Source organism: Streptomyces lomondensis, assembly GCF_014651035.1.
In the GTDB taxonomy this organism is placed as follows: Bacteria; Actinomycetota; Actinomycetes; order Streptomycetales; family Streptomycetaceae; genus Streptomyces; species Streptomyces lomondensis.
In genome coordinates this window covers 1,003,030-1,029,540 of record NZ_BMWC01000001.1, presented here as the reverse complement: position 1 = coordinate 1,029,540, position 26,511 = coordinate 1,003,030, and the positions used below count along the sequence as shown (strand labels likewise).

General features: G+C 70.7%; 14 protein-coding genes and 1 pseudogene. 11 read left to right on the top strand and 4 right to left on the bottom strand.

The features are described from left to right. Positions 1-10: 10 nt before the first annotated feature. The 8 genes and pseudogenes from IE255_RS04435 to IE255_RS04405 all read left to right on the top strand — a co-directional run bounded on the left by IE255_RS04435 (position 11) and on the right by IE255_RS04405 (position 11,937). Positions 11-403, top strand: coding sequence for a DUF6507 family protein (locus IE255_RS04435; protein ID WP_267974779.1), 393 nt, complete (start codon positions 11-13; stop codon positions 401-403). Beyond that, positions 400-2,853, top strand: a complete 2,454-nt coding sequence (locus IE255_RS04430) for a hypothetical protein (RefSeq protein WP_190048754.1) — start codon at positions 400-402, stop codon at positions 2,851-2,853. Before IE255_RS04435 ends, IE255_RS04430 begins: the two co-directional genes overlap by 4 nt. 14 nt (positions 2,854-2,867) lie before the next feature. Continuing rightward, positions 2,868-3,734 (top strand): immunity 49 family protein, encoded by an 867-nt coding sequence (locus IE255_RS04425; protein WP_190048753.1) that lies wholly within the window; start codon positions 2,868-2,870, stop codon positions 3,732-3,734. Then, a complete protein-coding gene (locus IE255_RS39035; protein WP_229906279.1) occupies positions 3,731-4,021 on the top strand; it encodes a hypothetical protein in 291 nt (96 codons plus the stop codon). The genes IE255_RS04425 and IE255_RS39035 overlap by 4 nt, the downstream gene beginning before the upstream one ends. 30 nt (positions 4,022-4,051) lie before the next feature. Beyond that, on the top strand, positions 4,052-5,419 hold the full coding sequence (gene eccD / locus IE255_RS04420) for a type VII secretion integral membrane protein EccD (RefSeq protein ID WP_190048752.1): 1,368 nt from the start codon (positions 4,052-4,054) through the stop codon (positions 5,417-5,419). Between the two features lie 15 nt (positions 5,420-5,434). Next, the gene (locus IE255_RS04415) at positions 5,435-6,571 is read left to right on the top strand and encodes a CpaE/TadZ family protein (RefSeq protein WP_190048751.1); all 1,137 of its coding nucleotides are present in this window, start codon (positions 5,435-5,437) and stop codon (positions 6,569-6,571) included. Further along, positions 6,568-10,540, top strand: a pseudogene (gene eccCa / locus IE255_RS04410) (type VII secretion protein EccCa). Before IE255_RS04415 ends, eccCa begins: the two are co-directional and overlap by 4 nt. Then, positions 10,537-11,937, top strand: coding sequence for a DUF6177 family protein (locus tag IE255_RS04405; RefSeq protein WP_190048750.1), 1,401 nt, complete (start codon positions 10,537-10,539; stop codon positions 11,935-11,937). The pseudogene eccCa and the gene IE255_RS04405 overlap by 4 nt, the downstream one beginning before the upstream one ends. A gap of 347 nt (positions 11,938-12,284) precedes the next feature. On the opposite strand, the gene IE255_RS04400 is transcribed toward IE255_RS04405, so the two are convergent. Together IE255_RS04400 and brxD are read right to left on the bottom strand one after the other, a co-directional pair. Next, positions 12,285-14,489: a DEAD/DEAH box helicase gene (locus IE255_RS04400; protein ID WP_190048749.1), complete on the bottom strand. Its 2,205-nt coding sequence runs from the start codon at positions 14,487-14,489 to the stop codon at positions 12,285-12,287. Further along, the gene (gene brxD, locus IE255_RS04395) at positions 14,489-15,847 is read right to left on the bottom strand and encodes a BREX system ATP-binding protein BrxD (protein WP_190048748.1); all 1,359 of its coding nucleotides are present in this window, start codon (positions 15,845-15,847) and stop codon (positions 14,489-14,491) included. Before brxD ends, IE255_RS04400 begins: the two co-directional genes overlap by 1 nt. Positions 15,848-16,026: 179 nt before the next feature. On the opposite strand from brxD, the gene IE255_RS04390 reads away from it, so the two are divergent. The 3 genes from IE255_RS04390 to IE255_RS04380 all read left to right on the top strand — a co-directional run bounded on the left by IE255_RS04390 (position 16,027) and on the right by IE255_RS04380 (position 19,392). Further along, positions 16,027-17,844 carry a DUF262 domain-containing protein gene (locus IE255_RS04390; RefSeq protein WP_190048747.1) on the top strand — a complete coding sequence of 606 codons (1,818 nt, stop codon included), beginning with the start codon at positions 16,027-16,029 and terminating at the stop codon, positions 17,842-17,844. Beyond that, positions 17,841-18,893 carry a CBS domain-containing protein gene (locus IE255_RS04385; protein WP_190048746.1) on the top strand — a complete coding sequence of 351 codons (1,053 nt, stop codon included), beginning with the start codon at positions 17,841-17,843 and terminating at the stop codon, positions 18,891-18,893. Before IE255_RS04390 ends, IE255_RS04385 begins: the two co-directional genes overlap by 4 nt. A 283-nt stretch (positions 18,894-19,176) precedes the next feature. Then, on the top strand, positions 19,177-19,392 hold the full coding sequence (locus tag IE255_RS04380) for a hypothetical protein (RefSeq protein WP_190048745.1): 216 nt from the start codon (positions 19,177-19,179) through the stop codon (positions 19,390-19,392). Positions 19,393-19,436: 44 nt separating this feature from the next. Here the strand turns inward: IE255_RS04380 and pglZ are convergent, their stop codons facing one another. Together pglZ and pglY are read right to left on the bottom strand one after the other, a co-directional pair. Further along, entirely contained in the window at positions 19,437-22,355 is a 2,919-nt protein-coding gene (gene pglZ / locus IE255_RS04375) for a BREX-2 system phosphatase PglZ (RefSeq protein WP_190048744.1), read from the bottom strand. Beyond that, complete coding sequence (gene pglY / locus IE255_RS04370) at positions 22,352-26,239, bottom strand: BREX-2 system ATPase PglY (protein WP_190048743.1); 3,888 nt, start codon at positions 26,237-26,239, stop codon at positions 22,352-22,354. The genes pglZ and pglY overlap by 4 nt, the downstream gene beginning before the upstream one ends. Positions 26,240-26,511 lie beyond the last annotated feature (272 nt).

Genomic DNA, 26,511 nt, shown 5'->3' with positions numbered 1-26,511 from the left:
GGGCTGACGCATGCCGGCGTGGGACATCTCTCCGTCCGGGGTCCAGAGTGTGGTCTCGAACGTGAGCGACGTCATGAAGGTCCTGGACGAGATCATCCAGGCGTACTCGGGTGACGTGCAGGGTGCGGCCACCTCGGCCGGGACGCTCGCTCCGGGTGGGGCGGGCGGTGAGCACAAGGGACAGACCGGGCTGGTTGCCGCCGCCCTCGCGGAGTTCATGGAAGGCACCGCGGACGAGCTGAAGTTCATCGGCGTGCGTGTCGGCAAGTCCGTCAACGGCGCGGTGGAGGCCACGGTGGCGTACCGGGACGGCGACCTGGAGATGGCCGCGGAAGTACAGCGGCGGGCTGCCGGACTGGTCAGGCCCGACATGCCGGACGGCTGGAAGGCCGGCCGCCTGTGATCAAGCCGGAGTCCATTCCGCTGTTCACCGGCGATCTCGCCCAGTTGGAACAGCACACAGACGCCCTGCGGGACGAGGCGGACGGCATCCGCCAGGCCGGGGCGGAGGCCCATCGGCAGTTCCAGGGGCTGTCGGCCTTCTACCAGGCGCCGGAGGCGGAGGATCTCTTCGCCTCCACGAAGCCGGTACGCGACGCCGCCGACAGCTTCGGGGACAAGGTCGCCACGGTGGCCGACGCGCTGCGGACATACGCCGCCGAAGTCGCGCCGATCGCGAAGCGGTTGGAGCAGTTGCAGAGCCAGGCGGCCACGTTCGTGGCGGGGCTGAAGACCAGTAGCGGGGAGTTCGACGAGAACTGGACCGATGACGCGGACAAGGTCTCGGAGCACCAGGCCCTGATGCATGACGTGGCCGTCGCGCAGGCGGCGTTCACCGCAGCCGAGATCGCCTGCAACAACAAGATCACGGCACTGGTGGGCGGTACCCAGTACGTGATGAACACCGGCGCGAAGCAGTTCACGCCGCGAGGCGCGGAGCTCTACGGCTACAGCGCCGAAGTGCTGGACCAGGCCAAGGAGCTGCCCTGGGGCACGCCCGTCACCCAGTCCCACGACTGGTGGGACCCGGACGACCTCGGCTACTACGCCAAGAGCTTCTTCTGGGACGGGATCATCGTCGACAACGTCTGGGGCACCATCGACGGCCTCGCGACCCTCGCCGGGTTCCACGGCTCGGACAGTGCGGGCCAGGCCTGGGAAGGCCTGGTCCGGGCGGTGGTCGGGGCGGAGACCTACCTCATGGAGTCCGGCGGCCGGAAGCCGACCGGGATCTTCGCGTCCGACTTCGCGCAGGACAGCAAGGAGTACGCCAAGGAGTTCGCCAAGGGCTTCGTCGCCTGGGACATGTGGGAAGAGAACCCGTCCCGCGCCGCGGCCACCGTCGTCTTCAACGGACTCACCCTCGGTGTCGGCCCGCTCAAGGCAGCCTCGGCGGGCAAGGCCGGCGCGGCGGCCAAGACCGCTGCCACGGTCGCGAAGGTCGGCGAGATCATCGACCCACTCGGCGCGGCGGTCAAGGTGACCGGGCATGCCGTACCCACCATCGCCCGGGTGACGCACAATCTGCGCGGCGTGAACGACATCCCCGACCTGCGCGCTCCGCACAGCGTTCTGGAACTCGACGACGGCTCCAAGGTCGTCATCGAGAACGGCGAGTTCATCGCCTACGACAAACAAGGCAACGTCGTCAGCAACGCACCGACGCAGGAACGATCCGCCACCTCGCAAGCCACGCCGGAGCAGACGCCTGCGGGGGAGCGTCAACTTGTCGGCGCCGGCAGCAGGGGCCCATCGCCGCAGGCCTCTGCTTCGGGAGGGGGCCGCCCCGCTTCCGGCAGTGGTAACGGATCAGGCGTCGGCGGTGATGCTACGCGCGGGAGCGGAACTGAGACATCACACTTGTCCGGCGGCTCGGGCAACTTGGGCGAAGCCGGTGACGGCGGACGACTCGGCAATGAGGCAGCCAGGTCCGACGGTCACGGAACGGACGGACGTGACAATACCGGCGACCAGGAACTCACTCCCGAGGAGCGGAAGCGTAGACAGGACGAACTCGTCAGGAAGGCCAACGACCCGGACTGGCGCAAGCTGTACTACGACGCCCGCGGACACCGCCTGAGCACGAAAACAAAGGTCAACGGCGTCGAGCTACCGATCATCACGCAGCTCCCCAACGGCGAGTGGATCGCGAAGTACGACATGCCGAGCGGCCCTTCGGAAACCAAGTTCGGGTCAAAGCCCCTCGGGCCTGACACGGTCCCCGAGGGCAATCTGCCAGAGCTCGACGCTGCCGCGAAGAATCGTAAGGTGGCGCTGGACCTCACCAATGCGGAAAAGGCCTACAAGGAGACTCCCACCCCCGCAGCGCACGAGGCCCTCGCAAAAGCACAGAAGGCCTATGCCGACCAACTCGGCGATGTGCCCAACAACAGCAAGATCCCCGAGGCGCTCGGAGAAAAGTCCGCTGATCTCCACGTGGTACCGCACGAGTTTCCCCATGCCAAGGAGATCAAACTCCCGAAGACGCCCACCGGCGCCGACATGTTCGACAAGGTCTACGAGCTCGGTGACGGCCAATACCTCATAGTCGAGGCGAAGGCTCCCTCAGGGGATCTGGACTGGCGCCGAGGTGTCGCCGACCCGGAAGACCCGGCGAACCCCCGCGTCGGTGACGACGGCGGAGCCCAGGGCATGAGGGTCAAGCAAGGCACCAGGCTGTACGTTCGATCGATCCTTGGCCTGATGACACGGCGCGGTGGGCGGGACGCCGAGATCGCGGCAGATCTCCGCCAAGCCCTCAAGACCGGAAAACTGCAGTACGCCCTGGTCAAGGCCCGAAAGCCGGATGGTTCCTCCTACGCTGGTGCTATGTTCGACTACTTCAAGATCTAGCCGGAGGAGAGCTAGTGGTCACCCGCATCCCGCGCCATGACTTTCGCACGGGAGACGTTGCCGAAGCCATCGCTCCCATCGTCAAGAGCGCGGAGGAGGTGCTCGACGAGCTCGAGACGTCGGAGTTCGACCGCTTCGATGCCTTGGACTACACACTGACTGTGGCGAAGTGGCGCTGCCTGACGGACCCCACCGCAGAGACGTTCGCCACATGGGAGGCATGGGTTACCGCCATGCAGGTGGGCTGCGCCCTCTTCGACGCAGGCATGGCGACCCAAGGGCCCGTTACCTGCCGCATCGGCGTGGATGGAGAGGTGAAGAGCCTCCCCGCCACGGGCCCCCAGGAGTACCTGCATGCCGGAAATTGGCTTACCACCTACTATCTGGCGGCGATCTGCAGGGAAAACGATCGCCTCAATCGGCTGGCCCAGGTACCCGTCTCGTTCCTCCGCGCGTCCGGCGTGGAATTCGACGAATACATCTACGCCTGGGTGGAGACCCTGCAGCACGCCTGGTTCCGGCGACGGGAGATGTGGGACACGCTGGTCACCGCCGTGAACGGCACCGCTCCCGACGCCGTGCGGATTGCCGACCAAGAGCTGATGCTGAAGATCCTCTACCCGCCCCTTGAGCTTTTCCATCGCTACCAGCGCCAGGACGCCGCGCAGTTCAACGTGGCGCTGGTCGACGCTCTCACCTGGCACAAGGAGTACTGGACCGCTGACAAAACCCGTTCCCTGAATGGGGACGGTCTGGTGGCGCTGGGCCCTCTCGCCATCGCCTGTATGGCACACGACGCAGGCATACCGATCGAGGTCGAGTCCGAGTACCTGCCCAAGGAGCTTGTGCAGTTCGGCTGGGTGGGCGAGGTCGACACGTGACGGCCCAGGACTACGACAGCCAGCTCCTCGAGTCGGTCTCCGTCCGCCGCCGTCGCCTCCGCGACGCTCTCCTCTTCGGCGGGCAGCGGCAGCGGCGGTCGCTCGACGAGCGGGTGGGGAAGGTGTTCGCCGGGGTAGTGATCGCGGCCGTGGTGTGTGCCGGGTGTGTGGGGTGGTCGTTCGTGTCGCACAGGGTCATCGGGAAGAGCCCGTACGGCGCGTCTGTGCCGTCCTCGGGGCAGGAGGCCCCCACCACTTCCGCCCCTTCTGTCTCTCCTTCTCGGTGATAGGTTCGAACACGTGATGTCCACGGGTCCTTGAGTCGTTCGGCGACCAACAGCCGTACGGCGCTGAGCCGGATCACCCTGGTCGGTGAGCGGCGTCGGGTCGACCTCGTGCTGCCGTCGCGGGAGCCCGTCGGGGTTCTGCTGCCGGAGGTCATGCGAATCCTGGACGACCGGGTGGGGGCCCGGCCCGAGTTGCGGCATCTGGTCACCCCGGAGGGGTCCGCGCTGGCGCACGACAGCACCCTGGAGTCGGCCGGTGTGGCCGACGGTGCCGTGCTGCGGCTGGTGCGGGTGGAGGATGCCCCTTCCGCGCCCGTCGTCCATGACGTCACCGACGAAGTCGCCGACGATCTCGACCTGCGGGTCTGGCGGTGGCGGCCTGCCGTGCGGCGCGTTGTCGCCGGGTGTGCGACCGTCCTGTGGGCCTTGGCCGCCGGAATTCTGGCCCGGGGCCAGTTCGCCTTGTCCGCAGTCGGTGCGGGTCTTCTCGCCGCTGCCCTGGGATGCGCCGTAGCCGGTGTCCTCCTCGGGCGCGCCCGGCGGCACGCGCTCGCCGCCACCCTGATCGTCACGGCCGCCGCACTGGCCGTCCTGGGCACCTGGACCTGTGCCGATGCCTACGGCTGGGACGGTGCGGTGCGGCTGGCGGGTGTCGCGGGTGGCGTGACGCTCGCGCTGTTGCTCGCCGGATGGTTCACGCCGTCGGGGCGTGGTGCGCTGATCGGCGCCGGGGCTGTCGCCGGCTGCCTGGTGGTGTGGGAAGCGGCCCTCGGGCTGCAGGGCGGGGCGCAGACCGCTACCCAGCAGGCGCGGGTCGGTGCGTTGCTCGCCGTCGTCTCCGTCGTCGTCCTCGGGATGCTGCCGCGGCTCGCGCTGATGGCGTCCGGGCTGACCGGGCTGGACGACCGGCGTACGGGCGGGGTGTCGGTGAGCCGATATCAGGTGGGTACGGCGCTCGCGGCCACCCACCGTGGGCTGGTGCTGGCCACCGTTGCTCTCGCCGCCTCCGCGGGTGCGGCCGGCGTGCTCGTCCTGCGCGCGGTGTCGGTGTGGACGGTGTCGCTCGCCATCGTCGTGATGGTCGTGCTCGCCTTGCGGGCGCGTGCCTTTCCGCTCACCGCGGAGGTCGTGGTGTTGCTCGTCGCGGCGGCCGTCGTCGCGGTGCGGCTCGTGGTGGTGTGGGGTGACCACACCTCGGCCGCCGTAGGTCCTGTCGCCGTGCTCGGGTTCGTCGCTGTCGTGCCTCTGGTGGTGCTGGCCGTGGAGCCGGCCGAGCATGTGCGGGTGCGGCTGCGGCGGGCCGGTGACGTGCTGGAGTCCGTGGCAGTGATTGCCCTGTTCCCGTTGGTGCTCGGCGTGTTCGGGGTGTACGGGCGGCTGCTCGGCACCTTCGCCTAGGGCAGGGTGACCGGCGTGGCAGGAGGCGGGGACTGGCAGCGCGACGTGCTGCATGAGCTCAGCGACGGCGTTCCGGGCCCGGTTGCCCCTGCCGTACCCGAGCCGCCGGCAGTCCAGGGTGCTCCCGAACCTGCTCCCGAACCAGCTCCCGAACCCGCTCCCGAACCACCTGCCCCCACGCCTCCCCCGACGCCGGTCTCCCGCCGGACGCGTGCTCCTCACGTCCCCGCCCCGGCCCCCGAATCCCACCCCACTGTCGACCCCCGCCTCGCCATCGCCCTGGGCAGCCCGCAGCACGGTGACTCGGCCGCACGGCGCGCCGGAGCCTCCCTGCGCCGCCTCACCGCCTCCGCCACCCAGGAGGTCGCCGAACAGACCCGCCTCGCACAGGAGTTGCAGCAGCCCGTCACCACCGGGCGGGTCATCGCCGTCACCTCGATCCGCGGCGGTGTCGGCAAGTCGACGGTCTCCGCGCTGCTCGGCCGTACCTTCAACCACTACCGGCACGATCCGGTGCTCACCCTGGAGGCGGACGCGGCCCTCGGCACGCTCCCGGTGCGGATGGGCGCGGACACGGTGCGCTGGTGCTGCGCCGACCTCGCCCGGATCCTGACGCCCGCGATGCAGCTCACGGACATCACCGGCTACCTGGTGCCGGTGGCCGACGGCGGCTGGCTGCTGCCCGCGAGCCAGGGCCGGGTCGGGGCCCCCATGGACCTGCGCACCTACCGGACGGTGACGCTGGCCCTGCGCCGGTACTTCGCGGTGACGGTGGTGGACTGCGAGACCCTGCCCGGCGAGGTGGCGCGTACGGCGATGGACACCGCCCACGCACGAGTCGTCGTCGCCCCGATGACCGCCGAGGGCATCCACGGGACGCGCCAGGTCCTCGACTGGCTGGGCCAGTTGCCGCACTCCGCTCTGGCGACCACCGTGGTCGCCCTCAGCGCGAACGCCCCCGACACCACCCTCGACCCGAAGACGGCCGCCGCGCACCTGCGGGAACCCGGCGTGCCCGTCGTCCTGCTGCCCTACGACCGTCATCTCGCCCAAGGAGGCCCCATCCACACCGCCATGCTGGGCCGGAGCACCCGGGACGCCGCCGTCCGCCTGGCGGCCGAGGCGATGCAGCGGGCGGTGAGGGTGCGATGACCCAGCAGGTGATCCACCGGCCCGCCCGCAGCACCCGGCCCCTCGATCCCGTCGCGCCCCGCACGATCGAGGCGCCCCCGAACCTCCCGGAGGGCAAGGTCGGCAACGCCGCCACGGCGCTGCTGCCCATGGCCGGTGTCGTCAGCTCGGTCGTACTCATGACGGTCATCCGCAACAGCCAGTTCGCCGCGATCGGTGCGATCGTGCTGGTCGTCGCCCTGTTCGGAGCGGTGGCGCTGTTCCTGTCACAGCGCGGCAGGGCACAGCGCACCCGGCGCGTGCAGCGTGAGCGCTATCTGGAGTACCTGGAGGAACTGCGCGAGGAACTGGGCGCCGCCGAGCGGGAGCGGCGGCAGGCGGCGCGCGAGCTGAACCCGCCGCCCGAGGCTCTGTACGACCTCGTCCGGGACCCGGCCAGGTTGTGGGAGCGGCGGCGCCCGGATGCCGACTTCCTCTCGGTGCGGGCCGGCACCGGTGACGTACCGGCTCATGAGCCGGCCATCGAGCAGAACAGCACCGGCGGTGTTCTCACCCCACCGGACCCGTTCATGCTGAACGAGGCCCGCGCCCTGCAGGGCCGCTTCGGCACGGCCACGGACTTCCCGCTCACCGTGCCGCTGGACCGGGCCGGGAACGTCAGCGTCATCGGTGACCGGGACGGGGTCCTCCGGGTCGCTCGTGCACTGCTGCTGCAGACCGCCGTGACGCACGCGCCGGACGACGTCGCCGTCGCCCTCGGCACCCGCGACGAGCCGGAGTGGGCCTGGGCCAAGTGGCTGCCCCACATCCTGGACCCACAGACGTACGACGGACCGGTCCCCGCCCGCCGTATGGCCCCCGACCTGGCCGAGCTGGCCCGGCTGTGCGCCCCGGACCTGCGGCAGCGCGCCGCATACGCGGCCGAGGTGCGCCGCGGACTGTCCGGCCGGACCAAGGACGCACTGCGTCTGACGTCCCGCATGCTCGTGATCAGCGACTCGTACGGCGACACCGCGGCCGAACTCCCGCGCCCCGACTCGGCGATCGGGCTGCCGGACATGGGGGTCACCGTGCTGCACCTGCTTGAGCAGCAGGTGCACGAGCCCGACCAGGTCAGCGTGCGCATCACCGTCGACGGCGACCGGATCGTCATGGACGACCTGCGCGGGAACACTGCCCGTGGGTCGGTCGACGCGGTGACCACCGCCGGTGCGGAGGGCATCGCCCGCATGCTCGCGCCCCTGCGGCTGTCGGCCGAGTCGGCGGCCGAGGGCACGCCCGTGTCCGGTCCGGTCGACTTCCCCGCGCTCCTGGGCATCGACGACCCGGCCGCCCTCGACCTGCGCCGCCTGTGGGCGCCCCGCAGCGAGCGGGAGTTCCTGCGCGTCCCCATCGGCCTCACCGACCGCCACGAGCCGGTGCTGCTGGATCTGAAGGAGTCCTCACAGCTCGGCATGGGCCCGCACGGACTGTGCGTGGGCGCCACCGGCTCCGGCAAGAGCGAACTGCTGCGCACCCTCGTCCTCGCGCTCGCCGCCACCCACTCGCCCGAGGACCTGGCCCTGGTCCTGGTCGACTACAAGGGCGGCGCCACCTTCGCCCCCTTCTCCGGACTTCCCCACGTGGCCGGCGTGATCACCAACCTGGAGAACCAGGCCGGGCTCGTGGAACGCGTCCACGCCAGCCTGGCCGGCGAGGTCAAACGCCGCCAGCAGGTCCTCAAGGACGCCGGGAACATCGCCGACATCGGCCACTACGCCGCACTGCGCGGCAGGCAGCGCCCGGATTCTCGAGCCCCTCCCCCACCTGTTCGTCGTCATCGACGAGTTCGGCGAACTCATCACCGCCAAACCGGACTTCATCGACCTGTTCCCGTCCATCGGGCGTATCGGCCGCTCCATCGGCGTTCACCTGCTGCTGTCGAGCCAGCGCATCGAGGGCGGCAAGCTCAAGGGCCTGGACACCTACCTCTCCTACCGGCTCGGCCTGCGCACCTTCTCCGCCGACGAGTCCCGCACCGTCCTCGACACCACCGACGCCTTCCACCTCCCGCCGCTGCCGGGCTTCGGCTACCTCAAGGTCGACACCTCCACCTATGAGCGCTTCAAGGCCGGATACGTCTCGGGTCCCTACCATGGACCGGCGCAGCGCGACCAGAACGACGACGAGCCACTCACCCGCCTCTATCCGGCGTACAACACCCCTCAGGAGACCGAGGCGGTGGAGGAGCCCGTCGCCACCCAGCGGGAAACCGGCCCGACCGTCCTGTCCGTCATGGTCGGCCAACTCGAAACGGGGGCGCCGCCCGTACGACGCATCTGGCTGCCCCCGCTGCCCGATGCCACCACCCTCGACACGGCCGCGGGCCCCCTCCGAGCCGGCACGGACGGCGTGCGCCTCACCCACACGAGCGGCCCGATGAGCGTCCCGCTCGGCGTCCTGGACGACCCGGCCCGGCAGTGGCAGCAGCCGTGGCAGCTGGACCTGACCGTCGCCGGCGGACACGCGGCCGTCATCGGCGGCCCGCAGTCGGGCAAGACCACCCTCCTGCGCACCCTCGCCCTTTCCCTGGCCCTCACCCACACCCCGTACGACGTCGCCGTGTACGGCCTCGACCTGGCAGGCGGCGGCCTGTCCGCTCTCTCCGGCCTGCCGCACGTCGGCGGCATCGCCTCCCGCGCCGACCGCGAGCGGGCCGCCCGCACGGTCGCCGAGGTGCACGGCATGCTGGCGATGCGCGAGGAGCTGTTCCGCGAGCACGGCATCGACTCCGTCGACCATCTGCGCCGACTGCGCTCGGCAGGGCGGCTGTCCGAGCCGGCCGCCACCGACATCGTGCTGATCGTCGACGGTTTCGGCGCGCTGCGCGACGAGTTCGCCGACCTCGACGACGCGGTGGCCGACCTGCTCAAGCGCGGCGGCGGCTACGGCATCCACGTCGTGGCCGGCATGCTGCGCTGGAACGACGTCCGCATCGCCACCCAGTCGATGTTCGGCACCCGCATCGAACTGCGCCTGAACGACCCGGCCGACTCCTCCATCGACCGGAAACTGTCCGAGACCCTCGCCCCCGACACCCCCGGCCGCGTCCTGACCGACGGCAAGCTGTTCGCGCAGGTCGCGCTGCCTCGCATCGACAACCGGCCGGAGACGGGTGATCTGGGGCCGGTCCTCGAACGCACCGCCCGCACCATCCGCGCTTCCTGGCACGGCGAACTCGCCCCACCCGTACGGGTACTGCCCACGCGCCTGTCCGCAGCCGAGCTGCCCGCGCCGGCCGCCGAACCGGCGATGCTCCCTGTCGGTGTCGACCAGGAGAGCCTCTCGCCTGTCCTGCTGGACCTGTTCGGCACCGACCAGCACCTGCTGATCCTCGGCGACAACGAGTGCGGCAAGACGAACCTGCTGAAGCTCATCGCCACCCAGCTCGTCCGGCGACACAGCGACAAGGAGCTCGTCTTCGGCGTCTACGACCCCCGCCGCGGCCTGCGCGGCGTGGTCCCCGAGCCCTATCGGGGCGGCTACGCCCACAACGCCAGGCTCGCGGGCGCACTGTCCACCGGCATCGCGACAGAGCTGGAGAAACGCCTGCCGGAGACGGCGGATCCCGACACTCCGGAGGCCGGCGAGCCCGCCTTCACCGGGCCCCGCATCGTCATCCTGGTCGACGACTACGACATCCTCACCACGGCCGGCCAACAGCCCCTGGCCCCCTTCCTGCCGTACGTCTCCTCCGCACAGGACATCGGCCTGCACTTCGTCATCGCCCGCCGCGCCGCAGGTGCCTCCCGCGCGCTCTACGAGCCCCTGCTGACCACCCTGCGCGAAACCGGCAGCACCGCACTCGTCATGACCGGCGACCGCACCGAAGGCCAGCTCTTCCCCGGCCTGTACGCGTCCCGGCAGCCGCCCGGCCGGGGCACACTCGTGCGCCGCGGACGCCCGCACCAGCTCATCCAGACCGCCCTCGCAGATGAAGAAGGCCCGTGACCAAGGACGTCATCGCCCTCACCCCCCGGATGCCGGACCTGCCCACCCTGCTCGCGGGCCTCTTCGCCGGCGGCCCCGACCTCGGCGTGAACACCACGGCCGACGGCGCGGTCGTCCAGCTCTGCGGTCCCGACGGCCGTCCCCTCGTCTCGGTGGAGGCGCCCATCCTCGTCCAGGTCCCGGGCGAGACCAGTCGCCTGCTGGACCACGCGGTCGAGGAAGGGCCCGTGTGGTGGACCGAGGCCCGAGCCTCGACCGCCGTCGCCGAAGCCGGACGACTCGCGGGCTCCTTCGCCGGACGCCTGGCCACCGTGCTGGGCGGGACGGTGTGGCCGCCGGAGGCCGCCACCACCGACGTCGTCCCCCTCACCACCGACGTCTCCGCGGTCCCGGCCCCCGCAACCGGCGCTCCTGCCGTGGACGTCCTCACCGCCACCACCGCCGTGGTCATCCAGGACCGCCCCCTGATCGCCATGACCAGCTGGCTCTCGGACGCCCTGCGCGCCGCGACGAGCGCCGACCGCGCCCTGCAGATCGTCACGCCGCCCACCGCACGCCTCACCCTCCCCACCCGCACAGCGCTACGGGGCCTGCCCAACCGCTGGGTCGTCCAGGACCCCGAGCACGGCTACTACGACGGCCTGTCCGGCGCCGTACTCCACTGGAGGAACGGCACGTTCACCCCCGTACCCGGCGAGCAAGGCGCCACCAGGGTCGCCGAGGCATTCACCCCCACCCCCGACACCGGTGACCGCCAGCTGATCCTCACCCTGCGCACCCGTCACCCGGCCGACGAGAACCTCGTCCTCGGCCGCGCCCTCGAAACCGCCTTCCGGCACCTGACCGGCGCACCGCCCGCGGGATGGAGCACCGCCGAGCCGGTCAACCTGCCCTGGTCAACCCGCCAGTTGACCGACCTGGCCCGCGCCCGCGCTCCCCGGCCCACCTGGCTCATCGCCCTCGGACAGCCCGACCGGCCCAGCCTCGCCACCATGCGTGTGCTCCGCACACCGGCAGGAGTCGAGGAGGACATCACCCTCGCGCTCGGCTACGGCTGTGACGAGGCACCGCCCCTGGACGCCGCCGAGGAACTCGCGACCGCGCTCGACGACCGGCACGGCCTCGTCACCCTGCTCACGGCACTGCGCACCGCCCGCCGCGACCTCACGGTTCCGCCGTCCTTCGAGGCCCCGCCCATTCCCGTCGCGTTCACACTCGGCAGCGACGAGGCCGACGCCATCGGTCCGGCCCGTGCCGGACATCCACCTCTCGGCCCCCTGCCCGCCCGGCTCGGTCCCGAAGGCAGACCCGCCCTCCACTACCTCCTGGGCGACGGATCCGACCCCCACGCCTGGAGCGTGTTCCAGCACCTCGTCCAACATCTGAAACGCGGATGAATTGCGGGCTGCCGCGTATGCCGGACTCCGCGCTGCCGGAGGCAACAGCGGCTCCGAGCCAGGAGGGCGAAGCCGCGGGTAGCGGCAGACGAGTCGGGCTGTACGCCGGGGAGAGTCGCCGCAGCGCGGAATCGCACAAACGTGCAGGGAGGGTGCTTCTGTGGCTACCTTGATGGCTACGTAAGGAGACACCCCGCCCTGAAGCGGTCCGGGACGGGGACGTGGTCACTGTTGGGGTCAGACGGTCCGCTCGACGCGCTCGAAGATGTCTCCGCGAAGTGACGGAGCAGTTGGGGCGGGCGTAACGCCTGGCGTCCGTCTGCCGCGGCCTTGGCGGCTTTTCCGATTCAGCCGTCGTGCTGAAAGCGCACCGACTCACGGAGCACCGAGCGGGCGCTCTCGAAGTCGGCCAAGCGGGCCGCCACCGTCGCCACGGCGAGGCGTTCCGGCAGGGCGGCGGAAAACTTGAGGCCGCGTACGGCCCGACGGTCCACGTCAGGCAGGACGAGATTTTCACCGACGTTCTCACGGGCCGCACGCCAGTCCGCCGGAGTGAGGTTCTCGCGCAGGCGCAACCAGCTGTCGGTGGGCCGTTGCAGGGGGGCGGTCACCGACTGGAGGGTGGCCGCCAGGGTGGCGTTGGCGCGGTAACCGGCCCAGGTCCACCAGCGGACGTCGGAGCCGACGCGCGTGATCAGCGTGCCGCCGGGATGCACGGTGCCGGGTGCATCGGTCTCGCGCTGCTCGGCCAGGCACGCCTCCGCACGCCGGGTGAGGGAGACAGGCGGGTCGGTACCCAGCAGCACCTCGCGCATGGCACGTGTCAGGGCGTACGACAGTCCGGCGACGCCGCCGTTCATCCACTTGGCGATGCCGCCGCCGTCGGCGGGCTCGACGAAGACCCGTTTGCGCAGCCAGTCGATGTACGTGACCTGCCAGCTGCGTCCGCCGAGCAGCAGTCGTCGCGGCCCGGGACGTTCCTCGGTGAGCACGCTCGGGTCGGTGCGGCCGATCTCCGTGCGCCCGGACAGGACGGTGAACTGCGGTGGCGCGGTGAAGGACGCGGTGAGTTCGATGAAGTGCCGCTTGCCGAAACGGCGTTCCGCCTCGGGGCCGACGAACAGCATGCCGCCGTCGGTGTCGAGGAACCCCTCGTCGGTGAGGAAGCGCAGGATCGGGGCGGCGGACCGGTCGAAGGGGGCGAGTCCGTTCCACTGCCGGTCCCACAACTGGTCGCCGAGCTTGTGCTGTTGCAGGGTGACGGCGAGCAGTTGCTGGGCCACGAGGTGGCGCGGCTCGGGCGGGGGCACGACCGGCTCCACCCAGCCCCGCGACCACAGCAGCAGCAGACCCGCCGCCTGCAGCAGCGTCTCCTTGCGGGTGGTGAGGAACAGGCAGTTGCGTACGCTGCCGGGGCGTCGGCCGGTGCGGCCGATGCGCTGCAGGAACGAGGCGACGGAGGCCGGTGAGTCGATCTGGATGACGCGGTCCAGGTCACCGACGTCGATGCCGAGTTCAAGGGTGGAGGTGGAGACGATGACGCAGTCGCGTGCCTCGGCGAAAGCCTGCTCGGAACGGGTGCGTTCGTCGACGGAGAGGGAGGCGTGGGACAGGAAGACGGTCACCTCGCGGGCCCGGAGCGCGGCGCCCAGCTCCTCGACCTGGCGGCGGGAGTCGCAGAAGACGAGCCGTTTCTCTCCGCCGTGCAGGGCGGCGATGAGTTTGGCGGCGTTGTCGAGGGAGCCGACGTAGTCGAGTTCCACCTCTCCCGCGGGCCTGCGGAGTCGGGCGGCAGGGGCCCTGTCGGGGTGTCCGGCTCCGTCTGAAGCGGGCGGCAACTGCACTCCCGGGGCGACGACCTGTCCGGCACGGCTTTCGGCACCCGCGCCTTGCAGCCAGTGCAGCAGCTGAGCCGGGTTACCGACGGTCGCCGAGAGCCCGATGCGCTGGATGGGCCGCCCGGTGACCCTCTCCAGCCGTTCGAGCACGGCGAGCAGGTGCCATCCCCGGTCGTCACCCGCGAAGGCGTGCACCTCGTCGACGACGACGGCCCGCACACCGCCGAGCAGGCGAGCGTGGTCGGTCTTGACGCCGATGAGCATCGCCTCGAGGGACTCGGGGGTCGTGAGCAGAATGTCCGGCGCCTCGGTACGGATGCGCTGCCGCTGCGACTCCTTGGTGTCGCCGTGCCAGAGCGCCGCGCGCCGCCCCAGCCACTGGGCGTACGCGTCGACGCGGCCGACCAGGTTGTTGAGAAGTGCCTTGAGCGGGCACAGGTACAGCACCGAGGTACCGGTCCACCCCTGCTCAGCCATGGCCGACAGCAGCGGGAAGCAGGCCGCCTCGGTCTTGCCGCCCGCTGTCGGCGCCAGCAGCACGGCGTCCTGCCCGTCCATGAGCGGCGTGATCGCCGCCCGCTGGAGGGGGCGCAAGTCGGGCCAGCCGAGGGTGTTGACGATGTGGTGCAGGACGACGGGGTCGAGCCGGTCGAGTACGTCGGCCCCGTCCTCACCCGGGCCCGTACCGGCCGGGCTCCCCGCCTCCGCCGCCATCACAGCTCCAGGTCGATGTCGTCGGCCGAGGCAGAGCCGCCGGAGCCACCGGAGACCGTGGCGGCCAGGTTCCGCTCCACGTCGGTGAGTTCGCTGCTCGCGACGGTCAGCCGGTAGTGCTGCCGGGGGTCGAAGTCGTTGAACTGGTCGACGCGGTCGAGCACGTCCCCCACGAGCTTCTTCAGGAACAGGCGGGGAGCCACCCCGACCTTCCCGCCCAGCGCCCCGCCGACGGCCTTCGCGAGGTCCGCGACGTAGGCGTCGTCGACGACCGTCCGCACGCGCTCGGGCGACGCGGCGGCATCCGCGTACAGGTCCCGGATGGTGATACCGAGGCCGACCAGGGACTCCTGGTCGAAACCGGGAAGCCTGATCTGCACTGCGCGGGGGTTGTCGAAGCGGGGGTCGGTGGTGAAGTCGGTGGCGAGCCGCTGGGCGAGCGGGGCCAGCCGCTGCACACCCTGCTGACCGTCGTAGAAGGCGGGCGTGCCCGTGATGACGAGGTACAGGCCGGGGAAGCGGCCCGAGTGCACCTCGTCGATGAGCTGCCGCAGCGCGTTGAGCGCCTTGTCCCGGGCGTCCGAACGGACCCGCTGAAGCGTCTCCACCTCGTCGAGGACGACGAAGAGCCCGGTGTGCCCGGAGTCGCGCAGCACGGTGAGGAGCCCCTGCAGGAAGCCGAGGGCGCCGAAGTGGTCGAGGTCGCCGCGCACCCCGGCGGACCTGCGGGCGGAGGCCGCGACGTGCGGCTGGCCGCCGAGCCACGCCAGGACGGCCGCGGCGGTTGCCTCGTCGCCGGCCGCGAGGGCGGCCCGGTAGCCGCGCAGCGCGGTGGCGAAGGCCGGGGCATGCCGGGACACCTCGGCGAGCCGCGCGACGAGCAGCTTCTCCACCTCACCCGGCAGCTCGTCCTCGGTCGCGCCGGCCGCGAGGGCGTCCTCCTCCAGGGCGTAGAACCAGGCGTCGACCACGGGCCGCAGGGCGCTGGGCGGGAAGCTGGAGGTGGTGAGGCGTTCGGTGAGCCGCCGGTAGACCGTCTCGAGCTTGTGCAGCGGTGTCTCGTTCTCCGAGATCTGGATCTCGGCCACGGCGAAGTTCCGGCGCTTGGCCCGCTCCCCCAGCCAGCGGGTGAAGAACGTCTTGCCGGACCCGTACTCACCCCGCACGGCCTTGAACACGGACCCGCCGGACGCGACGGCGTCCAGCTCCGCGTCGAGGGCCGCTTCGAACCGGCCGAGTCCGGTGGCCAGCAGATCGAGCCCGCTCTCGGGCACGGCGCCGCGCCGCAGCGCGTCGATGACGGTACGGCGGCGGGCGGCGCTGACCTGGGCGGGGCGCTGGGATCCGGTGGTGCTCACAGAAACCAGTCTTCCATTTCCCGGAGCACCGCTGTACGGGACCGGTGCGTTCCGGGCTGCTTCATCGACCACGTGCTGTCCCGGCCGCGCCGCCCTACTTCTGCGAATCGGTTGACGGTTACAGCAAAGCGCTGCTGGAATCACTCTGCGTATAGGAAACAGGGTTAGTTTGGAGTCACATGGCGGCCCTCGACAACGTGAAGCTGAAGGACGTCCTGGCGGATGTCGCCTCGGGTTCCTTGCAACTGCCCGACTTCCAGCGGAACTGGAAGTGGGACGACGACCGGATCCGGGCGATCATCGCGACGGTGACACTGGATTACCCGCTCGGCGTCGTGATGACGCTGCAGACCGGCGGCGCCACCCGGTTCCGCTCCCGGACCCTCACCGGCGCGCGGCCGGACGGGGACCCGATGGCCGACCTCCTGCTACTGGACGGGCAGCAGCGCCTCACCTCCCTCTTCCAGGCCCTGTGGTTGGACGCCCCGGTGGAGACCGCGGACGCCCGGGGCAAGCCCATCCAGCGGTGGTACTACGTCGACATCGCCAAGGCCGTCGGCCCGTCCGCCGACCGCGACGAGGCCATCGTGTCCGTCCCTGCCGACAAGGTGCTCCGGACGGACTTCAACCGCACCGTGGTGTTGGACCTGAGCACCACCGAGGCCGAGTGCGCGGCCGGCCTCTTCCCTCTGCATTTCGTCTTCGACGCCCAGGGCGTGAACGAGTGGAAGAAGGCGTACATCAAGGCGGACGAGGACCGGAACTGGGACCTGTGGGGCCAGTTCGACGAGGCGGTCCTTCAGCAGGTCCGCGCCTTCCAGGTCCCGATGATCCGGCTGGCCGCCTCCACCTCCATGGACGCCGTCTGCGCGGTGTTCGAGCGAGTCAACACGGGCGGCGTGCCCCTGAACGTCTTCGAACTGCTCACCGCGACCTACGCCGGGGACCGCGACTACGTCGAGCGAACCGGGGACTACTACCAGCTTCCCGAGGTCTGGCGGGAGATCAAGCAGGGACTGGCGAGCAAGTACCCGGTCTTCGGCCGTCTGGAGAACGGTCTTGAGAACGGGCTGAGCAGCATCGACTTCCTGCAGGCCATCGCGCTGGTGCGCACCTGGGAGCGCAAGCGGGCGGGCCTCGGGGCCACGGTGTCCTGCAAGCGCCGCGACCTGCTGGACCTCCCCCTGGCCGACTTCGTCCGCCTGGCGCCCAAGCTCGCCGACGCCTTCGCGTGGGTGGGCGACTTCCTGGAACGGCAGTGCATCGTCCGCCCGGCCGACCTGCCGTACAAGACGCAGTTGGTCCCGCTCGCGGCCGTCCGCGCCATCCTCGACACGGCGATGGACGGTCTGGGGGCGGAGGAGAAGACCGAGCAATGGTACTGGTGCGGGGTGCTCGGTGAGATGTACGGCGGCTCCACGGAGACGCGCTTCACCAAGGACGTCGAGCAGCTCGTCCCCTGGATCGCGCAGGATGAGAGGGCGCCCGAGACGGTCGCGGAGGCGTTCTTCTTCGCCGACCGCCTCGACACCCTCACCACCCGCAACAGCGCCGCATACAAGGGCATCTACGCCCTGCTGATCAAGCAGGGGGCGGTCGACTGGCACTACACGGGCGCCCCACTCAGTCCCGGCCGGCTGGACGAGTACGGGGTCGACGTCCGGCAGATCTTCCCCAAGACGTGGTTCCGGCGGGGCAACAGCAACGGTCTGCCCACGAGTTCGATCGTGAACAAGACTCCCTTGTCCTACCGTGCCGCGATGGACATGACGGGGGCGCCGTCGTCGTACCTGTCCACGATGATCGCCGCGTCCGACATGCGTCCCGAGTGGTTCGACGACGTCCTGTCCACCCACCTGATCGACCCGGACGCGTTGCGCGAGAACGACTACGAGCGCTTCTACCGCGACCGCTCCAAGCAGTTGCAGGACCTTGTGCACTCCGCCATGGGCAAGAAGACGATGCTCCGTGACCTGCCGGAGGACGACGCCCGATGACGACCAGGCCGGACGAGCGGGACGTCGCCTCGCTCAAGGGCAGGACCGTGTCAGTGCAGGAGATCCTCGACGTGTTCCAGGTCAGGGTCCGTGACCACCGGACGGTGCACCTCATCTCGCAGGCGCTGACGGACGCCGGGCTGACCACGCTGCCGGACTTCGCCGTCTGCGGTCTGCGCAGCAACGTCGACGTCGTGCCGCTGACGTCCGTTTCCGCGCAGGGAACGCCCGCCGACGTGGACGACGAGGCCGACGCGGCGGACGAGGCGCTGCCTTCGCACGCCCTGCCGCAGCGGCTGTTGCTCGGCGACATTCCGTCGGCGCGGCGCGGCGTGGTGTCCGTGGGTCCCTGCACGCCCCTGTCCCAGACGACTTTCCTCATGCGTACGAAGGGGCTCTCCCAGGTGCCGGTGACCACCGGTATGGCGCAGGTCCACGGGGTCGTCACCTGGGGGTCCGTGGCCAAGATGTACGAGTCGGGGAAGCCGGCCACGCTGGACAACGCGATGGAGAAGGACGCGCTGCCCGTCGCCGACGCCCGCCAGGAGTTCTTCACCGCCCTCCCGGTCATCCGCGAGCACGGCTACCTGCTCGTTCGTGGCGACGACGGCTGCCTGTCGGGCATCGTCACCGCCGCGGACGTCACGGAACGCTTCGAGGGGGCAGCGCGTCCCTTCTTCATCGTGGGCGAGATCGAGTCGCTGCTGCGTCGCTGCCTGGGCGCGGCACTGGACACGGAGGCCATCAAGGCGGTCCAGACGAACAGGAAGCCGGAGCACCGCACCGGTCAGGTGTCGGACCTGATGTTCGGCGACTACCTGAGACTCCTGGACGGCAACCAGACGAAGCCGTCCCTCGCCGAACGGGCCGACCGCAACTGGGAAGCGCTGAAGTGGCCCAACATGCCGCGGGAGCAGTTCGTCGGTCTGCTGAAGCGGGTGAAGGACATCCGCAACCGGATCGCCCACTTCGACGAGAAGCCGCTTCCGCAGGCGATGATCGACGAGCTGACCACCTTCGCGAAGGTGCTGCGGGCGTTCGCGTCGTGAGACTGACGCCGGTGCGGACCGGCGGCCACTGCAGCGACGACATCCAGCCAGCCAACCCAACTTTCTCGGTTGTCAGGGCAGTTGATGAAGTGGTAGGCATCGTAGGTCCGATGCCTACCTTTCTCCGGAGGGCTCATTGACTCGCTCTTCACGCGCATACCAATCAGCAACCGGCTGGTTGCGGGCTCCGTAGAGCTCGTATGCGCATCGCTGGGAAGGGCTGCTCACCTCGGTGAGTCGCGCCCTCTTCCCGCAAGCGAGCCGACAAGTCAATGGAGGAACGGTGTCGACCAACTCGACCCATCAGGCGTGCCACCACCCGGCGCGCGACATCACCATCGTCGCTCTCGTCTCCGGTGTGGTCGCTCTCGGCACTGCCGTCACGACGATGGCGTTCGATGTCAGCCCGTTGGCGACTCTCACGAGTAGTGGTGGCGCGTTCATCGCCGTCCTCAGCGCGGGGATGAACGTGCTCAACCACGTGAAGCGCGACGTGTAGCGCCTTCAGGGGCGGTCTGCTTCCGGCAGACCGCCCCCTGTCTGTCAGCCCGCTACGAGGCCGAACTGCTCGCGGAGCAGCGCCTCGTGGAGCCGTAGGGTGCGGCCGTCCGGCAGAGTTTCCACGACCTGTACACCGTCGTAGTTGAGCAGTTGCCGCAGGACGGCGGCGAAGCCGTCGCCCCGGGTGACGGGCATGCCGGCCCGTTGGGCGAGCGCGGTCACGGGCAAGGTGCCTCCCGCTTCCAGCAAAGCGGCGACCGCCTTGTGGACCTGCTCCTGCTGAGGCTTGCGGGCCAGACCGCCGAGCTGTCCCTGGTACGTCTCCGAGTCGAGCAGCGCCGTCACGAGCGCCTCGGTCCGGGAGACGAGGGTCGGGGTGAGAAGGGCGTCGTCTCCCCCGGTGGTCAGCCCCACGTCGAAGAGCGCCTCGTGCGTGCGCGCGAGTTCCGCCTGCTTCTTCTGGGACTTCCCCGTCGGCCTCTTCGGCACAGAAGGGGTCGCCCCAACCACCAGCTGAGCGGTGCGCTCACTCGGCAGCGGCGCCCTCCCGACCTCCTCCGGAGCCCACCACACCGGCCGCTGGTCCCCCAACTCCCGCCACCCCTTCGGCGGTTCCGCCCCGAACGGCAGGAAGGCGAGCACCGGGATGGTGAACTCGGCGAGGGAGGCCCCGCCGTGGTAGCCGGCCTTGAGGGCGGTGTAGCGGGAGTCGGCGTCCCACAACGCCACGATGGACGCGCCGGGCTCGGGCCACACCACGCGCGGCCCGGAGAGGGCGGTCTCCCGATCGGCGAGCGGACCGTCACCGGGCAGGCGGTGCCGGGCGGACGCGGGCTCGACGGCGGTGTCGACCTTCGTTCCGTGCCGGTCGACGACGTGGCCGTGGTCGCTGGTGAGGATGACGGCCATACCCTGGGCCGCCGCCACCCGCAGCAGGTCGCGCAGGCCGGGGACGTCGTCGACCCGCCAGGCCCCGTCCCCGAGCTTCTGTTCCTTGGCGAGGCGGTCGTCGATGGCGTTGAGGACGACGGCGACATGCGTCCGGCCGTCGGTGAGCGCTTCCGTGAGGGCCGGGCCGAAGGTGTCGCCCGCGGTCTCGGTGCGCAGGTCGTCCTTGTGGAAGACGGCGGCCGGGGCGCCACCCCACAGCTTCAGCGTGGGGAAGAGCCGCTTCTCGTCGGCCTGGGTGCCTTTCATCAGCGTGCCCGCGAACAGCGAGGTCCGGGACACGGCCGTCAGGGTGGGAAGCGCGGCGGCCATCGCCCGACGCTGCGGAGCGTCCTCGGGCAGCGGGTCGAACTCCGCCCAGGACGCGCGCAGTTCCTCGCCGAGTTCGTTCGCTATGGCAGCGCTCATGCCGTCGAGGACAAGCAGTAGCACCCGCCGTTCCTCGCCGCGTCGCACGACCGGCCCGACCACGCGGTCGAGGAAGGTCTCGACGGTGAGCATGCTGCCGGGCTGGGTGCCGGCCTGCGTCCAGGCAGCCAGCGAGCGCGCGAAGAAGGCGTCGATCTGCCGCCGCCGGTCCCTGACGCGCGTGCCAAGAGTGTCGTAGGCGGCCTTGAGGACGGGGTCCGGGTCGCCGCCGGCCTCGATGTGCTCCAGGGCCAGGTCGGCCCAGCCGGTCTCGGCGATGTGCCGCTGTATGGCGTCGGCGACGGTGGGAGCCTCGGTGGGCGGGTCGGTGGCCAGCCAGCGGGCGAGGCGCTGTCCCATGCGGGCGCGTTCGATGCGGGCGGACTCCTCCGGCTCGGCGGCGAGCCGGTGGTCCTCCAGGCGCCGGACGGCGTCCGCCACCATGGCCCTGTCGCCCGCTGCGAGCGACCGTCCGACAGCCGTGAACCGGGCCTCGAGTCCGCCACGCAATACGGGGCTCGCCGCGACGGCCTGCTCCGCGCCGAACTGGCGTGCCAGCGCGGCCGCCCGGTCTAGCACGGTGCCGGAGGTCCGGCGTGCCTCGCGGGCCTGATCCGCGTCGCCGCCGCTGCGGTGTCCGGCCGCCAGCAGCGTCGTCACGTACTCCTCGGCGGACCGGCCGAAGACAGACACCAGGGCGTCGAGCTGTTCACCGACCGCCGGAGGTTGCTCGCCGAAGTAGCGTTCGGCGCGGCCCCGGGCCTGGTACGTCTCGGGGGCGGGCTCGGCGTGCTGCCACAGTGCCGCACAGACGAGTCCGAAGGCGGCGGCGTCCGCGCCGCGTTCGGCGTCGACGAGGGCGAGCAGGGCCCGACCTGCGAGGCCGGCCTGGTCCTCCTCACCGAGGAAGGCGGTCAGCCCGGCACGCTCCGGGCCGCGCAGCCCGAGGAGACGCTCCGGAGCACCAGGGCGGGTCGACCAGTGCAGCAGGGTCTGTGCGTCGAGCCGGTCGTCGCCGGGGCGTCGCGTACCGCCCTCGGTGTCGTAGCGGCCGAGGCGCAGGCGGCGCTGGGCGAGCGCGGTGAGGGCGTACTGGCGGGACAGCCAGCCGCCGGGCACGGGCGGCCAGCCGCCGGGCGGGGTGGCGTCGAGGAGGGCTTCGGCGGCCCAGTTGACGTCCTTGAGGCGCTGGTCGATCTGCCGGGCGCCGAAGGCTTCGCGTACGACGTCCCAGCTGTCGACGGTGTCGATGCGCAGTTTGTGGACGCGGGCGAGGATCGCCGGGTCGAGTTCGTGCTGCTCGCGGTCGGTGAGGACGACCAGCACGGCGGGGCCGGGCCGACGGCCCGCCAGGTGGTCGAGGACGAGTTCGTGGACGGCGAGTGGTGAGGGCGCGACCGCGACACCGGCCGTCCGCCCCTCCGCCCAGACGGGCTCCGCGGGGCCGTCCCACTGGGGCGCGGACCGCAGCAGCACGATCCGGCGCCTGCCCCCGCCGTCTCCTGTCAGGGAGGCGGCGAGGGAGGACTGCGAGGACAGGTACTGGGTGACGGTTGCGGTGTTCAGCCGGACCGCGCCTGGGACGACAGCGACGGTGTCCGTCATTCGACGACCTTCCAGGTGATTTCGATGGTCGCGTCGGGGTGGCGGGCGGCCAGTTCGGACAACTCCGCCTGCAGGTCGGCGGCGGCCCGCGCCACGGTCGTACGACGCCCACCGGAAGTCCGCGCGGGGCCACTCGCCGAGGGACCGGAGGAGGGCGTCTCCTGCGGCGTGTACGGGATGCGAGGGTCGCTCGTCGGCGTGTTCAGGGACAGGTCATCCGCCGTGCGCTGGGGCGCGACCGGAGCAGGCGGCGGGGTGGCGGCGGCCTGGCTGCGCTTCACCAGGGCGACGACCTCGCGCTGGGTGCGGGTCAGGGCGTCCCGCAGGTCCGCGGTGCGCTGGTCGTCACGGGCCACGTTGCGCAGCGAGTCGAGCAGCGCCTCACCCTCGGGGCCGAGTCCGGCGGCGAGTTCGAGGGTGCTCCAGGGCGCGGAGGCGACGGCCTCCGCGACGCTGCGGGCCTGCTTGATGGAGGTGCCGTACCGGTCGGCGCTGGTTTCGCCCAGGTCGAAGGAGGCGAGGGCCTCCACGGTCTTCTTCGCCCCGGCCGCGCCCTTGCCGGCCTCCGCCGTGAGCGCGTCCAGCAGTTGCAGGGAGCGGCGGGCGAGGGCGAGCCGCCCGGTGTCGGCGGTCTGGTCGAGGCCCAGGAAGGAGGCGTGGGCCTCCAGCTGGTGCACCAGGTCGGCCGCGTGGTCCCGGTGGGCGCGGGCGGCCTCGATGATCTGGCGGGCGAACTGGTTGACCATGCGTCCGCGCCGCAGGGCGGGCGCCTTCTGCCCGAAGATCGTTTCGAAGCGCTGCCGTGCGGTGTCCCAGTCGGACTCGGCGGGAAGCGGCTGGCTGCGCAGGGCGTCGTGGTCCTTGATCGCGGACAGTTCCGGCGCGGGGTCGAGGACGGTGCCGCCGCGCACCCACACCCGGTCGTCCATCTCGGCGAATGCGGCGACGACGAGCCGGGCGAGGAAGTCGGGCAGGCCGCGCGGCTCGGGCTTGTCGGTCCAGTCGGTCAGGGTGATCAGGGACAGATCCCCGGTGACGCCCTGGGCACTGGCGAGCTGGCGGAAGTGGTCGGCCCAGTAACGGGACAGCTCGAAGTACGCCTCCTTCTGCTGCCCGAGGCGCAGAGGCCCGGCGATCCGCTGCATGAGCTTGCGGTCCGCGGCCGGGACCTCCACCCGCCCGTCGCGCGCCTCGGCGGCGGCCCGGACGTGGGTGAACACCTTCTTCGTGTCGGCGGGCTTGACCGCGGAGCCGGTGCCGTCGGGGTCGAGGTCGGGATTCGCCGGGTACTGATGGGCGAGCAGCTTGCCCGCGACGTGCCGGATGCCGTCGTGCAGGCTCTGCCCGAAGGACAGGGTGAGGCCGTCGACGTCGGGCAGCGCGACGAGGTGGTCGTCGAAGTCGGGCACGACGTCGGCAGCCTGCTTCTGGGCGAGGCCGTACGCCTGCTTGAAGGCACCCTTGACCTGCTTGAGCAGAGCCTCGCGCTGGGTTTCCAGCAGCCCCTTGGCGCGGCTGCGGTTGTCGGCGTTCAGGTGACCGGCGTACTGGGTGTCGAAACGGTGCTCGTCGGCGAGGGCCTTGTCGATGACGACGAGACGCCGGAAGTCGGAGAAGCGCTGCGCGGACAGATGGGCGGGCAGCCATGCGACGGTACGGGACCGCTCGCCCTGCTGCCGCTCGCGCAACCGCCGGATGCGGTTGACGTCCTCGACGGGCCCCCACTCACCCTCGTCGAAGGGAAGGTCTATGGCGATGCGCCAGCGACCCTCCTCCTGCGGCATGAGGTCGTGATCGGGCAGTTCGTCCTCGTCGGCGACGTTCCCGAAGACGATCTCGGCGGTGCGGGCGGTACCGCGCCAAGTGAAGCTGAGCTGGTCGCTCAACTGACCATGTTCGACACCCAGTTCCTCGGACAGCAGGCGGCGGGCGAGCGCGACCCGGTTGCCGGGGTTGTCGTTGACCTGGGCGTTGGCGATGACGGAGTCCACGTCGACGCCGGACAACTCCAGCCGCACGCCGGGGTTGGCGTCGGTGCCGGTCTCCTTGATCTCGGGGAACCTGGCCGCCCACTCGGCGACCTTGTTCTTGATGATGCCGACCTCAGCGCCCGGGATGGGGGCGAGGACCGACCCGTGGTTGAGCGCGCCGAGCCGCCGGATGGTCAACTCGGACAGGGCGGGCACGCTGGGCGCGAGTGCGGAGAGCAGAAGCGTGCAGACGAGCCGGTTGTCGCCGACGAACAAGCGGCAGCGGTTGGCGCGCTGCGGGTCGGTGATGGCCTCGGGCCGGCCCACGTACTGCTCGACGTCGTCCTCGGTGATGTCGTACGAACTGAGCAGGTACGGCCGCAGTTTCGTCTTGTACAGCTTGTCGGCGGCCTCGAAGACGACCTTCAGACTGTCGGTGAACGGCTTGTCACCGCCCTCCGCGATCACCGGGTAGAGGTCGCCGACGGGGATGAGCTGTCCGAGGCGGATCTCGTTGCGGTGGTCGGCGAGGAGCTGGCCCATCAGCTTCAGACCGGTACGGGAGCGCTGCAACGCGGAGGAGATGTGGACGAGGGTGTCCATGAACGCCGGCGAGAAGGGGTACGTCAGCCGGAACGACTCGGCGTCCGCGCCGGTGGTGCCCTTCTCGGAGCCGAGGAGGGTGTCCCAGACCTGGGAGCCGACCCGCTTGGTCTGCTCGAAGGCCGCGTCGACGAGCCGTTCCGCCTCGGGGTCCTTCGCCTTGAGGAGGCGGGCGTGGGCGATCTGGGGGAGGTTGCGGTCCTCCAGGGTGATCTTGTCGAACCGGCCGGAGGCGAGGTTCAGGGTGTCCTGGATGGACGACTCGGCCGCACCGGACACCTCCTCGCCCACCAGCTCGCGCAGGTCGCGCTGGCGGGCGATGAACGACACGACGGGAATGGCACGACGGGCATCGCCACCCTCCACGAAGTTCGTGATCTTGCTGGCCTCGCGTGCCACGAACTTCTGGTCGTGGATGAGGGTGGCCAGCCACAGGATCAGTTCGTCCATGAACAGGATGAGCCCGTCGTAGCCGAGCGACTTGGCGTGCTCGGCGATGACGGACAGACCGGCGTCCAGGGAGATGAAGCCGTGCTCGTCCTCGGCAGCGTTCCTTGCGAAACCGGGGAGGAGGTTGGTGCCGGCGTCGTTGACCAGCTTGGCGCGCAGTTCGGCCGGGGTGGAGGGGTTGCGGAGGTTGAGCGGGACGCCCCCCTCGTGGTTCTCCTCGGCGGCGAGTGCGGTGTCGAGGAGCTGCGGGGTCCAGCTGAAGCCCTCGCCCCACTCGTCCTCGTCATCGTCGTCCACGCCGGTGCCGAGGCCCCGGATGACGGCCTCGTCGCCCATGTTGGCGCGCATGGCGCGGATGTCGGCGAAGAGGGAGTCGGTCCGGTACACCTGCGGGGTGGGCGCCTCCGGGTGCAGCTTCTTGACGTGGTGTACGTACCCGCCGAGCACGCGCTGTTCGAGGGCCTTCGCGCCGAGCATGTGGTACGGCACGAGCAGGAACTTCTTGCCGTCCGTGCTCAGCCACTCGTGCTTGGTCAGCACCGGGTCGAACTCGGTACGGGCGCGGGCGGCCGGGTTCCCGCTGAGGAGCGCGTACAGCACGGCCATGAAGTGCGACTTACCGGAACCGAACGAGCCGTGGAGGTACGCCGCCTTGGAGCGGTGCCCGTCCAGCGCGGACTTGATGAGGGCCAGCGCCTCGTCGAAGTTGTCCAGCAGCCGCTCGGTGACGACGTAGTCCTCGAGCGCGTGCTCGGCGCCCTCGGGTGTCGTCGCCTCGGCGAGGGACAGCACGAAGTCCGAGGTGGAGACGGACTCCTTGATGTCGATGACATCGCGGAGGAGGGGCGGCTGCTGGGCCATTACAGGTCACGCTCTCCATCTGGTGGCCTCGGCCACCGCTTGTCCTCGATCGTGCGGGATGTCCGCTGCCGGTCCGGCCGACCGACGACAGCGAAGCCGACCGACCACAGCGAAGGCGGGCCGCCGCCCACCCGCGCCGGGAGCGTCCGGCCGCCGGGCAGGCGCTTACTCCCCCTTGCGCTGTATACCTGCCTCCATACCGATCGATCAACCGGCGGCCTTCCCGCCACGGCCCGCCGGATCCGATCAGGACCGTCAGAGACATCCCAGTC

Excerpts from the sequence above, each read along its gene's own strand:
- IE255_RS04400 (WP_190048749.1), bottom strand. The coding sequence starts at position 14,489 with ATGGCGGCGGAGGCGGGGAGCCCGGCCGGTACGGGCCCGGGTGAGGAC.
- IE255_RS04390 (WP_190048747.1), top strand. The coding sequence starts at position 16,027 with ATGGCGGCCCTCGACAACGTGAAGCTGAAGGACGTCCTGGCGGATGTC.
- IE255_RS04385 (WP_190048746.1), top strand. The coding sequence starts at position 17,841 with ATGACGACCAGGCCGGACGAGCGGGACGTCGCCTCGCTCAAGGGCAGG.
- IE255_RS04435 (WP_267974779.1), top strand. The coding sequence starts at position 11 with ATGCCGGCGTGGGACATCTCTCCGTCCGGGGTCCAGAGTGTGGTCTCG.
- pglZ (WP_190048744.1), bottom strand. The coding sequence starts at position 22,355 with ATGACGGACACCGTCGCTGTCGTCCCAGGCGCGGTCCGGCTGAACACC.
- pglY (WP_190048743.1), bottom strand. The coding sequence starts at position 26,239 with ATGGCCCAGCAGCCGCCCCTCCTCCGCGATGTCATCGACATCAAGGAG.